Genomic DNA, 14,066 nt, shown 5'->3' with positions numbered 1-14,066 from the left:
GCACACGCTGCTCAGCCGGACGGCGGACGCACGCTCGGTTCCCGCGTCGAGCGCAGGACGCGGAGGCCTCCGACCACGGCGACCGACGACGTCCCGACGAGCACGCAGGCCACCGTCGTCGCGTCGGTGAACCCGATCGTGCCCGCGATCGGGGAGACGAGGCCCGACGCCGTGAACACGGCGAACCCGTACAGCGACGACGCGGTGCCCGACTGGTCGGCCTGCCGCCCGACGGCCAGCGCGGCCGCGCTGGGGAAGCAGCCACCGCACGACGCGACGAACAACCACAGTCCGGCCAGCAGGCCGGCGAGGCCGAACGACGCCTCGAGGGGGCGCAGCGCGGACGCCGTCAGCAGGGTCGCGCCCGCGAACCCGGCTAGCACGACGGGTGTGCCCCGTCGCGGCGTCAGCCACCCGCTCAGCCGGACGCCGGCAACCAGACCGGCCGAGTTGGCCAGGAAGACCAGGCCGTACGAGCGCGGACTGAGCCCGTGCACGTCCTGCAGGAGCAACGGCGAGGCCGCGACGTACGCGTAGACGCCTGCGGACACGGCGCTGCCGACGACCGCGGCCTGCCGGAACGACCGATCCGCCAGCACGGCACGCACGCGCCGGACGACGTCGGTCGCTCCACTGTCGGGCCGGTGCGTCTCGCCGATGGTCCGCCAGGTCACGAGCAGCAGCAGCGCCGACGCGACCGCGAGGACGCCGAACACGCCGCGCCACCCCGTCAGCGGCAGGAGCTCGGCGCCGACGACCGGAGCCAGCAGCGGCGCCGTCGTCGTGACCACGGTGACCTGCGCGACGAGTCGGGCGAGCCGGTCGCCCGCGGCGATGTCGCGGACGATCGCGAGCACGAGCACCGAGCCGCCGGCCGCGCCGACGCCCTGCACGAAGCGGTAGCCGGCGAGGGCGGTCACCGTGGGCGCGAGCGCGCAACCCACGGTCGCCCCCAGGTGCACGGTGCACGACAGCAGGAGCGGGCGCCGTCGCCCCACCCGGTCGCTCCACGCGCCGATGCACAGCTCGCCCAGCGCGAGGCCGAGCGTCATGCCCGCGAGCGTGAGCTGCGCGGCACCACCACTCGCATCGAGGTCGTGCTGCAGCGTGGGCAGCGCGGGGACGTACAGATCGATCGACACGGGTCCCAGGGCGGTCAGCAGTCCGAGGACGAGCACCTGCCTCGTCGCGAGCGCTCCGGGTCGGGTACGGAGTTTCATCATCGACTCCTACACCGGCGAAATCGGTTTGGTGGTGTGACTCCACCCTTGCACCAGTGACTGACACCGGTCAACCGGGTACGGTGGTGTCATGCCGACGAGACCTTCCCGGTCCGCAGTGGTGCTCCGGGACTTCGTGAACACGCGCGAGCCGCAGACCGGCACGGAGTCGCTGACCACGCCCGACGCGCTGCGCGACTGGTTCCGTGCTCACGGCCTGGTCGCGACCGATGCGGCCTTCGTCGCCTCGGACCTCGACGTCCTTCGCGCGATCCGCGAGGGCGTGCGTCAGGTCCTGCTCGGCCACGCGGGGCACGAGGTGGACCCGGCGGTCGTCGCCGAGCTCGACCGGGCGCTCGCGCGCGTCCCGGTGCGACTGAGTCTGGGCGACGGGTCGCCTCGGCTCCGGGCAGTCGAGCACGCCGCGCTCGACGACGCCGTCGCCGGGCTGGTCGAGGCGATCCGGTCGGCGGGGGAAGACGGCAGCTGGCCCCGGCTCAAGGTGTGCGCGCGGGACACCTGCCGGTGGGCGTTCTACGACGAGTCACGCAACCAGGCGCGGCGTTGGTGCTCGATGGCGGGCTGCGGGAACCACGTGAAGATGCAACGGGCGTACGCCGCTCGGCGGGGCGACCGCGGCTAGAGGTCCGGACCCGCAGCGGGTGCGATCGGCGCGTCCACGGGCGCGGAGGGCCGGTCGCTGATGCCCAGGGCGCGAAGGGCACGCGGTCCGGCGACGGCACCGACGGCGATGAGTGCGGCGAACACGGCGCACACGAGCACCCACGACGTGGTTCCGTACAGTGCTCCGGCGAGTGCCGACCCCACGGCGCCCCCGCCCAGCGCCGCGTTGCCGAGCAGGCTCATGCCGCGACCGGTCCGGGTGGGAGACGCCTGGACGACGGCCGCCTCGTGGATCGGCGTGATGGCCGCCCAGGCGGCTCCCGCGAGCACCCAGAGCGCCGCGATCACCGGCGGGCTCGGGGCGAGCGCGAGTCCCGCGGCGAACACGGCGGAGGCGAGCGACGCGACCGCGTACACCGTCCGCCGCCCCACGCGGTCGGTGACCCCGTGCAGGTACCGGGGCAGCACGGTCATCGCGATGCCGCCGGGCAGGTAGACCAGGGCGATCTGGTGCACCTCGAGGTCGAACGCGCGCTGCAGATGCAGCAGCAGGAGCAGGCCGACACCGGCCTCCGCCAGCGCGGTCAGCGCCACGACGGCCAGGAGCGGGGCGAGCCGCCGCAGGTCCGACGTCGGCGTCGGCGCCTCGGAGGTCGGAACCGCCAGACGCGGCGCCAGCATCAGGCCGGCGGCAGCGACGAGGCACGTGGCGGCCAGCGCGCCGAACACCCCGCGATAGCCGAGCGTCGGCAGGAGGACCAACGACGGGACCCAGAAGAACCACGACGCGAAGGAGACCGAGGCGAACAGGTCCGCGAACGCTGCGCCGTCGTCCGCGAGCCGCTCGGCGGTCACCGCTCGGACGGCCACCCACAGGAGTGCCCCGCCGACGCCTCCGGCGACGGCGGCCAGGAAGGCGGCCGGCAGGCTGTGCGCGAGCGCATAACCCAGGCAGCTGAGGCCGAAGAGGGCTGCGCCGACCGCCGCGACCTGGGTGCGCTGACGCGTGTCGGTGAGCCAGCCGGCGAGCGGACGGGCGACGAACGAGCAGAACATCTCGACCGCGACGAGCGCGCCGATCTGCGCGGGCGTGGCGCCGAGCTCGACGCCCACCCAGAGCGGCACCAGGAAGTCGAGGATCTCGCCCGACCCGCCGACCAGCGAGGCGGCCAGGATCGAGCTCCGTGACCGGCTCGGGTGCCATCGCATCGCTAGAACCTAGAGCACGGGCGCGATGCGGTAGACATCAGCGGTGAACAACGCCACCGCCGGCCCCGAGACGCTGCGCCAGGTCAGCGGGTTCTCCCGGCTGTGGACCGCGTCGACGACCTCGGCGTTCGGCAGCTACGTGACGATCCTCGCGATCCAGGTGCTGATCGTCGACGTGCTGGCCGGCGACGCGGTCGACGTCGGCCTCGTCAACGCCGCCCGATGGCTGCCGTACCTGCTGTTCGGGCTGCTCGCGGGCGTGCTCGTCGACCGGGTGCGCCGCCGCCCGCTGCTCGTCGTCGCCGACCTGCTCAGCGCGCTCGCGCTCGCGGCGATCCCGGTGCTCGCCGCGACGGGGCACCTGGTCGTGGGCTGGCTGGTGGTCCTGATGGCGGTGTTCGGGCTGTGCACCCTCGTCGGGGACGCGGCGTACCAGTCGTTCGTGCCGCAGGTGGTTCCCGCGCGGCTGCTGGGCCCCGCCCACGCGCGGCTGGACCAGTCGGACGCCGTCGCGCAGGCGAGCGGTCCGGCGCTGGCCGGTGGACTCGTCTCCGTGCTCGGCGCGCCGCTCTCGGTGCTCGTCGACTCCTTCAGCTACCTGGCCTCGGCCGTCCTGGTGGCCACGGTGCGCAGCGACGAGCGCGTCGCCGCAGCCCGCTCCGCGGGTCGCGTCCGGGGCATCGGCGCCGAGGTCCGGGAGGGGCTGCGCTGGATCTACCGCCACCCGACGCTGCGACCGATGGCGCTCTCCACCCACTTCTGGTTCGTCTGCTCCGCGATCGCTGGGGCGGTGATGACGCCGTTCGCTCTGGTGACCTTGCACCTGAGCGCGTTCACGCTGGGCCTGGCCCTGGCCGCGGCGGGCCTCGGCGCCCTGGCCGGTGCGTCCATGGCGGTACAGCTCGGCCGACGCCTCGGGGCGGGGTGGCTGATCATCGCGGCACGCGTCGGCACCGGCGTCGCCTGGTGCCTCATGGCGGCGGCACCGCTGGCCCTGCCGGACGCGCCCGTGCTCGGAGACTGGGGCGGCGGGTGGGCGTGGGCGGTCTTCGCGCTCGGGCAGCTGCTGCTCGGGGTGTGCATGGGCGCGGAGAACACCAACGAGATGACCTACCGCCAGACGGTCACTCCCGATGCGCTCCAGGGGCGCATGAACGCCACGATGCGCTCGATCAACCGGGCGATGATCGTCGTGGCGGCGCCGCTCGGCGGGCTGCTCGGGGACGCGGCCGGCTACGGTGTCGCGCTGGTGGTCGCGGGATCCGCACTGGTGGTCTCCGCCGCCGTCTCCGTCGGGTCGGGGCTGCGCGGTGCACGCCTGGACGACGCGCACGCGCTCGCCCCCATCGTGGACACGGGCGCGTCCCGGTAGAGCGGCGGCTCGGGCCGAGCCGCTCATCAGTGCAGGACCCGCGGCGGCCGGTCGGGTGGGGTATGCGCGCGAGCACCCTGGGGGCAGGGTCAGCTGGCGGCGTCGGCCCCGTACGACGCGCGCTCCACGAAGCGGGCGGGCAGGGTCCGGCGTTCAGGGTCCGCCGGCCGGCCCGCCAGCTCTTCGAGCAGGACCTGGCCGGCGATCGACCCGAGCTCGATGTAGTCGCACGCGATCGTGGCGAGCGGCGGCGACAGGTACGGGCCCAGCGGGATCCCGTCGAAACCGAAGACGGCGACGTCCGACCCGGTCTGGAGCCCCAGCTCGGACATCACCCGCATCCCGGCAGCGGCCATGATGTCGTTGGCGTAGAAGATGGCCGTGGGCCGCTCGGCGGCGGTGAGGAGCTCGCGGGTCGCCTCGGCGGAACCCGGCTCGGTGAATCCGCCGACGGCCAGCGCGTCTGTGGACAGGCCGTGGCGCTCCAGCACGCGGGCCCAGACGTCGCGACGCCGCCGGGCGTGCTGGAGGTTCGGGTCACCCATCACGTGAGCGATGCGGGTGTGGCCGCGGGTGATCCACCCCTCCAGGACCTCCTCGATGCACTCGTCGGAGGTGTGGAAGACCGACGGGCGGTGGACGTCGGCGGGCGGCTCGCCGATCACGACCGCGGCGCTCCCGAGGTCGTCGAGCATGGCGAACCGCGGGTCGTCGTCGCGCAGGTCGGAGACGATGAACGCGTCGACGCGTCCCTCGGCGACCCAGTCCTTGTAGCACCGGGCCTCCTCGGTCGCGTCCGAGACGAACCGGATGGTGATGCTGTACGCGTTCTGCGAGAGGACGCGCTCCAGCCCGGCGAGAAAGAGCGGGAAGAAGGGGTCGAGGCCGAGCAGGTCGGGATCGCGCTGCAGGACGAATCCGATGGTGTGGGCGGGGGCGCCCTTGATCGCCCGCGCCGCCGCATTGGGACGCCATCCGAGCTGGTCGGCCGCGTCGTGGATGCGTTTGACCGTGCTGGCGGGGAGCCGCTCGGCACCGTTGAACGAACGCGACACCGCGCCCTTCGACACCCCTGCCAGCGCGGCCACGTCCGAGATGGTCACGCGTCGGCGCTTGGCTGGCGGCATGGCGTCAGAGTAGCCGTCGCAACCCGCCGAAACCGGGTCTCATCCTTGCTCACTTTGCGATCAGTGCAATATGGTCCCGCGTGTGCTCACGACCGGACTCGACATCCTGCGCATCGTCGCCGAGGCCGAGGCGCCGCTGACGGCGACGGCCATCGCCCAGCGCGTCGGGCTGCACGTCTCCAGCGTCTCCCGCACGCTCGCGGTGCTCGTCCGGCACGGCTACCTGCGCAAGCCGACCTACCACTCGTTCGCCGCCGACCTCGGCGTCCTGGCGCTGGCCGGCCAGGCCGTCACGCGGCTGCCCGCCGTGGCGCGCACGCGGCCGGCGATCGAGGCGCTCGCACGCGAGACCGGGATGCAGGCCACGCTCGCGGCCCTGCACCACGACGAGGTCCTCTACCTGCACCGCAGCCAGGCCGCCGAGACCATCACGGGCGTGGCCGGCGGGTTCCCGCTGCACCTCTCCGTGGTCGGCCTGCGGCTCCTGCTCGACGTCCCGGCCGCCGAGGCGACCGCCGCGCTGGAACGCGCCGAGCGGCGGTACGGCTGGGAGCGGCCGACCCCGGCCACCCCCGCGAACCCGGCCGAGTGCCTCGCGCAGGCGGGCCGGCGGCTGCGCGACGGGATGCTGCGCATCGACGCCTGGGACGCGCCGGGCATCCTCGGCGTCGCGGTGCGCGTCGACGTCGCCGGGCATGCGCCGCTGGCGGTCGCGCTCGTCGGGCCCATGCCGGACGACGCCGACGCATTCGCCCGGACCCACCTCGACCGCGGCGCCGCCGCTGTTCGGACAGCCCTTGAGGAGCAGATGTGAGCAAGCGGATCGAGCAGTCGTTCGACGTGGTGGTCGCCGGTGGTGGGCTCGCGGGCGTGTGCGCAGCCATCGCCGCCGCGCGCGGTGGAGCCAAGACCTGCCTGGTGCACGAGCGGCCGGTGCTCGGAGGTGTCGCGTCGAGCGAGATGCGCGTGACCGTGCACGGGGCGGCGCACAACCACGCCTTCGCGCGCGAGACGGGCATCATCTCCGAGATGCTCAGCGAGGAGCGGCGCCGCAACCACGAGGACATCAACGAGAACGGCTGGACCAACTCGGTCTTCGACCAGGTGCTCTACGACTGGTGCCAGCGCGAGCCCAACCTGACCCTGCACCTGAACACGACCGTCCTGGCGGTACGGATGGAGGGCGGCGGTCAGGCCGAGGTGGAGCCGCACACCGAGCGCGGCTACTACCTGCGCGAGGCCTGCGCGCCCAGCCGGCGGATCGAGGCGCTGGTCGCCCGCACCCTGTCGGCCGAGGTCGAGCTCGTCCTGGAGGCGCCCCTGTTCGTGGACTGCACGGGCGACGCCGTCGTCGCCGACCGCGCCGGGTGCGAGTGGCGCATGGGCAGCGAGTCGCGGGACGAGCACGACGAGCCGCACGCCTCGGTGACGGCGTCGACGGCGACCATGGGGAGCTCGATCCACATCCGCGCCAAGGACGTCGGCCGCGACGCGCCCTTCACCGCGCCGCCGTGGGCGGTGCGCCACGACGACGCCTCGTACTTCTACGACCAGGGCCGCGTCCCCTCCGACCCGCGCGGCGGCTACTGGTGGATCGAGATCGGCGTGCCGTGGCACACGATCTTCGACAACGAGACGATCCGCCACGAGCTCACGCGGCACGCGCTGGGTGTCTGGGACTGGATGAAGAACCGGGACCCGCTGACGATGGAGCGCTGCCGCACGTACGCGCTCGACTTCGTCGGGCAGGTGCCGGGCAAGCGCGAGAGCCGCCGGGTGCGCGGCCGCCACTGGATCGTCGAGAGCGACCTGCAGGAGCGGCGCAGCTTCCCCGACGCCGTGGCGCACGGCGGTTGGGGCGTCGACCTGCACACGCCCGGCGGCCTGCTCGCCGCGACGTCCGAGCCTGCGGCGGCCGAGAACTACCGGGAGGACTCGAGGTACGCCGGCAAGACCTACCTCAAGCCGTACGGGATCCCGCTGCGCGCCCTGATGGCCCGCGACGTCGACAACCTCTTCCTCGCCGGCCGGTGCATCTCCACCACCCGTGCGGCGCTCGGCTCCGTGCGCGTCATGGGCACCACCGCGGTCATGGGTCAGGCGGTGGGGACCGCCGCCGCGATGCTCCGGCGGCGCGGCATGACCCTGCCCGACCTGGCCGACGACGCGGCCGCGGGTGGTCCGGCGACCGGTGAGCTGCAGCAGCGGCTGGTGCGCGACGGCGTCCACCTGCCCGACGTGCGCAACACCGACCCCGGGGACCTGGCCCGCACGGCGAGCGTCACCGCCTCGTCGACCCAGCCGTCGGTCGGCCTGTCGCCGCAGGACCACGCGCCGTTCGAGGGCTTGATCGGTGTGCCGCCCCGCGACCGCTTCGACCTGGACGTCACGCTGGGCCAGCACGTGTGGTGCAGCGGACGGCTGGACCGCGTCGAGCTGTGCCTGGACAACGACCTGGCCGAGCCGGTGCAGGTGCCCGTGCGCCTCGTGCGCGTCGAGGGCATCTGGGACAACCGCAAGGGAGGCTCCGAGGTGCTCGCCGAGGCCGCACTCACCGCGGGGCCCGGTGCGAGTCGGTGGGTGGCGTGGGACGTCGACCAGCAGATCGCGCCGGGCTGGCTGCGGATCGAGACGGTCGAGCCCGCCCCCGGGGTGGCCTGGCGCGCGGCGCGCGGGGTGCTGCCGGGGCACTTCGGTGTCCGGCACCTGTCCGCCACCCACTGGCGTGACGTGCACGGCTCGTTCGCCTTCCGGCTGTCCCCGGAGCAGGCGGCGTTCGAGCCCGCCGAGGTGCTGTCGGGGACCGCCCGGCCGCAGGCGAGCCCCAGCACGTGGCGCAGCGACCCCGGCCGCGGTCTGCCGCAGTGGCTCGAGCTCACCTGGCCGCAGGAGCAGCGTGTCGGCCGCGTCGAGCTCACCTTCCCCGGCACGCTGCTCAAGGACGTCCATGGCACTCCGCCGTTCTACGTCGAGCCCCAGACCGCCCGGGACTACGTCGTCGAGGCCGACGGCGTCGAGGTCCTGCGGGTCACGGGGAACACGTCGTGGCGGCGCAGCCACGAGCTGGACCGACCGGTGGACGCCCGGGCGCTGCGCGTGCTGGTCCTGGCTACGAACGGCGACCCGGCGGCCTCGTTGGTCGAGGTGCGCTGCTATGCGCTCTGACTGGTCAGGAGCGCGGCGGGGTGTTTGACACCCTCAGGTATACCGATTAACCTCACCGCTGTCAGCGCAGACGACTTGTTGCGAGGACGCCGATCGACATCGTGGAACGGCCGCTCGTCGGCCCGGCTCTCGCAGAAGCGATCGGCACCGTGGTGCCCCAAGCCGCGGGTGGACGGGCCAGCTCCCGCGCCCCCCGGGGTGTCTCGATCCGATCGCCAACCACTCGCGCAGCGACGCGCGGGTGACCCCTGGAGGAGAACAAGATGAGCATGAATCGGTGGCGGTGGGCGGCCCCGGTCGCCGTTCTGTCGATGGGCCTGCTTGCGGCCTGCGGCAACGGAGACGACCCGGCCCCGGCGGATGCGGAGTCGTCCGGCCCGGCTGAGCCCGTGACGATCGAGTACTGGTCCGGCCTGCAGGGCACGGACGTCCTGGTCGACGAGTGGAACGCCGCGAACCCCGACATCCAGGTGAGCCTGTCCACCTCGGACGGGTCCTGGGGCGAGCAGTTCGCCAAGCTGATGGCGGCGCAGCAGGCCGGCGATGCGCCGTGCATGATGCTGATGCCGTACGACTACATCCCGTCGCTGCTCGTCGCCGACGCGCTCATCCCGGTCACCGAGGCCGTCGCCGAGTACGAGAGCGACTACCTGGAGAGCACCTGGGAACTCGTCAACTACGCGGGCGAGACGTACGGCGTGCCCTCGGGCAGCGGCCCCATGGCGATGTACTACCGCGCCGACAAGTTCGCGGAGCTCGGCATCGAGGTCCCGACCACGTGGGCCGAGTTCGAGGAGGCGGCGCGCACGGTCACGCAGAAGGCGCCCGGCACCTACCTGATCGGGCTCGGCGGCGACTCGCACACCGACTTCGTCTCGCTCGTCGGCCAGAAGTCGAGCCCGTGGTTCGAGATCGCGGACGACTCGTGGCAGGTGAACGTCACCAACCCCGACTCCGAGGACGTCGCCGAGTTCTGGCAGGGCCTGCGCGACGAGGGTCTGCTCAACACGACGAACCGGTGGGACCCGACCTTCTACAACGACCTGAGCGAAGGTCGCCAGCTCGCCGTGGTCGGTGGCGCCTGGCAGGCCCCGCTGCTGGCGGCGAACGTCTCCGGCGGCGCCGGCGAGTGGGCCATTGCACCCCTGCCGAACTGGACCGAGGGTGAGGTCGCGTCCTCCACGAACGGGGGCGGCGCCCAGCTCGCCCTGAAGGGGTGCGAGCACCCCGCCGAGGCGATGAAGTTCGCCAACTGGCTCACCACGGACATGGACGCGATCCTCAGCCTGAAGAGCTTCCCGGCCATGAAGACCGACAAGATGACGACGCCGGACGACGTCAAGGCCTTCTTCGGGGGCGCCGAGGTCAACCAGGAGCTCTCCAACTACGCGCAGACGATGCGCCCGTGGCGGTACTCGCCCACGTGGACCGAGGGGATGACCCTGCTGGGTGACTCCATGGCCGCGTTCAAGGACGGGACCGGGACGCTGAGCGACCTGCTCGCGGCGCTGCAGGCGCAGCAGGTCGAGTCCATGGAAGCCAAGGGAATCTCGGTCACCGAGCCGTGAGTCGCCGTCACCCGGGCGGGGCCGCCACGCGGCGGTCCCGCCCGACCCTTGCCCTGAGCGTGATGGTCGGCCCGTTCGTCGTCCTGTTCTTCGCCGTGTATCTCATCCCGCTCGCCTACTCGCTGGTCCGGAGCCTGTTCAAGAAGCAGTCGTCCGGGCTGGGCATCGGACCGTCGACGGACGTCTTCGTCGGCCTCGACAACTACGCCGAGGTGGTCACCTCGTCGACCTTCTGGGCGGGCATCGCGCGGGTCTTCTCCTACGGGCTCATCCAGATCCCCGTGATGCTCGTCCTGGCGATGGGCATCGCCCTGCTCATCGACTCCGAGGCGGCCCGCGCCCGCGGCTTCTACCGGCTCGCGACGTTCCTGCCCTACGCGATCCCCGGGATCGTGGCGTCGCTGCTGTGGGCGTACCTGTACGTCCCGCAGCTCAGCCCGGTGGTCCAGCTGCTGCAGTCGTGGGACCTGAGCATCGACCTGCTGGGCAACAGGGTGGTCCTGTTCTCGATCGCGAACATCGCCATCTGGTCGTGGGCCGGTTACAACATGATCATCTACAGCTCGTCGCTGCAGTCGATCCCGCGCGAGATCATCGAGGCCGCGCGGGTGGACGGCGCGAGCGAGTGGACGCTGGCGATGCGGATCAAGGCGCCGCTGATCAAGGGACCGATCGCGCTGACCGCCCTGCTGTCGACCATCGGGTCGATCCAGCTGTTCAGCGAGCCGATCGTCCTGCGCACCGTGACGACGGCCGTCGGCGCCGAGTGGACGCCCATGATGCTCGCCTACAACGCGACGTTTGCCGCCAACAACTTCGAGCTGGGATCCGCGGTCTCCGTCGTGATCGCGCTGATCGCCGGCGTGCTCGCCGTGGTCTACCGCAAGCTCTCGACCCGAGGAAGCGAGTCCTGATGCGTGGACCCGGATGGAGCAGCCGCGTCGTCGTCAACGGCGCGCTCGCGCTCACGGCCATCTACTTCCTGTTCCCCGTCTGGTGGCTGCTGGTCTCCGCCACCAAGTCGAACCCCGACCTGTTCTCCTCGAACGGGTTCTGGTTCGCGGACATGAACCTGGTCGAGAACGTCAAGGCGGTCTTCAGCCGCGACGGGGGCCTGTACCCACGCTGGTTCGCCAACTCGGTCGGCTACGGGATCGCCGCGGCCCTGGGCGCGACGATCACGTCGGGCGCCTGCGGCTACGCGCTGGCCAAGTTCCGGTTCCGCGGCGACCGGCTGCTGTTCGGCGGCGTGATCGCCGGGCTCCTGATCCCCGGGGCGCTGCTCACCGTGCCGCTGTACCTGGTGGCCGCGTCCGTCGGGCTGACCAACACGATCTGGGCGATCATCATCCCCTCGTTCGTGAGCCCGTTCGGGGTGTTCCTCTGCCGGGTCTACGCCGAGGGTGCAGTGCCGGACGAGATCATCGAGTCGGCCCGGATGGACGGCGCCAGCGAGCTGCGGATCTTCGCGCAGATCACGGGGCGGATCATGGCCCCGGCGCTCGCGACGGTGGGGCTCTTCAGCTTCGTCGGCGCCTGGAACGGGTTCATGCTCCCGCTGATCATGCTGACCGACAAGACGCTCTACCCCGTCACGCTCGGGCTGTACGCGTGGCAGGCAGACAAGGGCCAGGCGACCTACAACCTGATCCTCGCCGGGTCGCTGGTGATGGTGGTCCCGCTGATCATCGGCTTCCTGCTCATGCAGCGGTTCTGGCGCACGGGGCTGACCCTCGGGGCGGTCAAGGGGTGATGACGTGATCTGGTACGGCTGCGACTACAACCCCGAGCAGTGGGACGCCGCGACGGTCGAGCAGGACGTCCGGCTCATGGCGGAGGCCGGCGTCAACCTGGTCACGCTCGCGGTGTTCGCGTGGGCGGAGCTCGAGCCGCGTCCCGAGCAGTTCGAGCTCGCGTGGCTCGACGACCTCATCGGTCGGCTCGACGACGCCGGCATCGCCGTCGACCTGGCGACCGGCACCGCGTCCACCCCCACGTGGCTCGGTGACCTGGACGACGATCTCGGGTCGGTGGACCGCTGGGGCCGTCGACGGGCCGGCGGGGCCCGTGGGCACCACTGCCCCAGCTCGCCGGCCTACCAGCTGGCCGCCCTGCGGCTGACGGCCGCGCTCGCGGAGAGGTACGCGAACGACCCCCGGGTCGTCATGTGGCACTCCGGCAACGAGTACGGCGGGCCGGAGGCCTGCTACTGCGAGCGGTGCGGCGCGGGCTTCATCGTGTGGCTGAAGCGCCGGTACGACGACCTCGACGCACTCAACGCGGCGTGGGGCACCGCCTTCTGGTCACTGCGGCTCGGGCGGTGGGAGCACGTCGAGCCACCGCGCGCGACGTCCGACCTGCACAACCCGGCGCAGGCGCTCGACTGGAACCGGTTCCGGTCGGACCTGCTGCTCGAGCAGTTCACGGCCGAGCGCGACCTGATCAAGGCCGTGAACCCCGACGCCCGCGTGATGACCAACTTCATGGGCCTGTTCCCCGAGCTCGACTACTGGTCGTGGGCGCGGGAGGAGGACCTGGTCACGGACGACACCTACCCGGATCCGAACGACCCGCGCGGCGCGCAGGACAACGCGCTGCACCTGGACCTCATGCGGTCGCTGGGTGAGGGCAAACCGTTCCTCGTGCTGGAGCAGGCGGTCGGAGCGGTCCAGTGGCGGGACCTGAACACCCCGAAGCGGCCCGGTCAGTTCCGGTTGTGGTCGCTGCAGGCGGTCGCCCGCGGCGCCCAGGGCGTGTGCCAGTTCCAGTGGCGGGCCTCGGTCCGCGGCGCGGAGACGTTCCACTCGGCGATGGTCGGCCACGCCGGTCCCACGGGTCCGCGCTGGGACGAGGTCGTCCGCCTGGGCGCCGAGCTGGAGACGCTCGACCTCACGAATGACGAGCGCGTGCACGCGGACGTCGCGATCCTGCTCGACTGGAACAGCTCCTGGGCTCGCCGCGCCGCGCACACGCCCGACGACGCCGCCCCCGACGCGGAGCTGCGCCGTTGGCACGCCGCGTTCTTCGAGCTCGGCATCCCGACGGACTTCGTCTCCGTGGACAGCGACCTGTCCGGGTACCGCGTACTGGTGCTGCCGAGCCACTTCCTGGTCTCCCGGGCGACCGCGGAGCGGATCGAGCGGTTCGTCGACCAGGGTGGGCACGTCGTCGGGACGTACCTGACCGGCGTGGTCGACGACACCCAGGGTGTGCACGCCGGCGGCTACCCCGGCCCGCTCGGCGAGCTGTTCGGCGTGCGGGTCCTCGAGCACTGGCCGCTGCCCACGGCGACCGCGAGCCCGGTCCCCGGCGTGGCCCGCATCTCCGGCGCCGTCCGCGCGCCGTTCCCCGGACCGGTGGAGTCGCACTGGGGAACGCTGGGCTACGCCCGGTTCGCCGAGCTCGTCGAGGCGCGCGGGGGCGACGCGCTGGCGACATTCGTCGACGGTGACCTGGCCGGTGCCCCGGCCGTGGTCGCCCGCCGGCACGGAGCGGGCCGCGCGACGTACCTCGCCGTCTCCCTCGAGGAGGAGTCGCTGCTTGCCGTGGCGGGGGCGCTCGCCGCCGACGCGGGGGTGCGCCCGACGGTCCTCGACCTGCCCGCGGGCGTCGAGGCCGTGCGCCGTGGTGACCGCCTGTTCCTGCTCAACCACGGCGACGAGATCCGGGTGGTCGGCCTGGGCACGCTCTCGGCCGCCGATCCCGAGGTCACCGAGGTGCGTGTCGGGCCGCGTGACGTCCGGGTGGTCGGGCTGGTGCCCCACTGAGACCCGAGCACACC

The 14,066-nt window shown here is 72.5% G+C and carries 11 protein-coding genes; 8 read left to right on the top strand and 3 right to left on the bottom strand.

Annotated features, from left to right (window positions below):
* Positions 1 to 11: 11 nt before the first annotated feature.
* Positions 12 to 1,220, bottom strand: coding sequence for a Bcr/CflA family efflux MFS transporter (locus tag KG102_RS18270; RefSeq protein ID WP_208290131.1), 1,209 nt, complete (start codon positions 1,218 to 1,220; stop codon positions 12 to 14).
* A 91-nt stretch (positions 1,221 to 1,311) separates the two neighbouring features.
* Here KG102_RS18270 and KG102_RS18265 point away from each other — a divergent pair, with 91 nt between their 5' ends.
* Positions 1,312 to 1,863 (top strand): CGNR zinc finger domain-containing protein, encoded by a 552-nt coding sequence (locus KG102_RS18265; RefSeq protein WP_208290132.1) that lies wholly within the window; start codon positions 1,312 to 1,314, stop codon positions 1,861 to 1,863.
* Here KG102_RS18265 and KG102_RS18260 read toward each other — a convergent pair.
* Positions 1,860 to 3,053 (bottom strand): MFS transporter, encoded by a 1,194-nt coding sequence (locus KG102_RS18260; RefSeq protein WP_208290133.1) that lies wholly within the window; start codon positions 3,051 to 3,053, stop codon positions 1,860 to 1,862. The two genes, KG102_RS18265 and KG102_RS18260, sit on opposite strands and share 4 nt — an antisense overlap.
* A gap of 43 nt (positions 3,054 to 3,096) precedes the next feature.
* Here KG102_RS18260 and KG102_RS18255 point away from each other — a divergent pair, with 43 nt between their 5' ends.
* Positions 3,097 to 4,425, top strand: coding sequence for an MFS transporter (locus KG102_RS18255; RefSeq protein WP_208290134.1), 1,329 nt, complete (start codon positions 3,097 to 3,099; stop codon positions 4,423 to 4,425).
* Positions 4,426 to 4,514: 89 nt separating this feature from the next.
* On the opposite strand, the gene KG102_RS18250 is transcribed toward KG102_RS18255, so the two are convergent.
* Complete coding sequence (locus tag KG102_RS18250) at positions 4,515 to 5,552, bottom strand: LacI family DNA-binding transcriptional regulator (RefSeq protein ID WP_208290135.1); 1,038 nt, start codon at positions 5,550 to 5,552, stop codon at positions 4,515 to 4,517.
* An 82-nt stretch (positions 5,553 to 5,634) separates the two neighbouring features.
* Here KG102_RS18250 and KG102_RS18245 point away from each other — a divergent pair, with 82 nt between their 5' ends.
* The 6 genes from KG102_RS18245 to KG102_RS18220 all read left to right on the top strand — a co-directional run bounded on the left by KG102_RS18245 (position 5,635) and on the right by KG102_RS18220 (position 14,052).
* Positions 5,635 to 6,366, top strand: a complete 732-nt coding sequence (locus KG102_RS18245; protein WP_208290136.1) for an IclR family transcriptional regulator — start codon at positions 5,635 to 5,637, stop codon at positions 6,364 to 6,366.
* Positions 6,363 to 8,717 (top strand): FAD-dependent oxidoreductase, encoded by a 2,355-nt coding sequence (locus KG102_RS18240; RefSeq protein ID WP_249667393.1) that lies wholly within the window; start codon positions 6,363 to 6,365, stop codon positions 8,715 to 8,717. The genes KG102_RS18245 and KG102_RS18240 overlap by 4 nt, the downstream gene beginning before the upstream one ends.
* Before the next feature lie 263 nt (positions 8,718 to 8,980).
* A complete protein-coding gene (locus tag KG102_RS18235; protein ID WP_208290137.1) occupies positions 8,981 to 10,285 on the top strand; it encodes an ABC transporter substrate-binding protein in 1,305 nt (434 codons plus the stop codon).
* Positions 10,282 to 11,199, top strand: coding sequence for a carbohydrate ABC transporter permease (locus KG102_RS18230; RefSeq protein ID WP_213363013.1), 918 nt, complete (start codon positions 10,282 to 10,284; stop codon positions 11,197 to 11,199). Before KG102_RS18235 ends, KG102_RS18230 begins: the two co-directional genes overlap by 4 nt.
* Positions 11,199 to 12,038 (top strand): carbohydrate ABC transporter permease, encoded by an 840-nt coding sequence (locus KG102_RS18225; protein WP_208214725.1) that lies wholly within the window; start codon positions 11,199 to 11,201, stop codon positions 12,036 to 12,038. Before KG102_RS18230 ends, KG102_RS18225 begins: the two co-directional genes overlap by 1 nt.
* 4 nt (positions 12,039 to 12,042) lie before the next feature.
* A complete protein-coding gene (locus tag KG102_RS18220) occupies positions 12,043 to 14,052 on the top strand; it encodes a beta-galactosidase (protein WP_208290139.1) in 2,010 nt (669 codons plus the stop codon).
* Positions 14,053 to 14,066 lie beyond the last annotated feature (14 nt).

This window comes from Cellulomonas fengjieae (genome assembly GCF_018388465.1).
GTDB lineage: Bacteria > Actinomycetota > Actinomycetes > Actinomycetales > Cellulomonadaceae > Cellulomonas > Cellulomonas fengjieae.
Note: the sequence above shows the minus strand (reverse complement) of the source record. Positions and strands in the feature narration are given on the sequence as shown.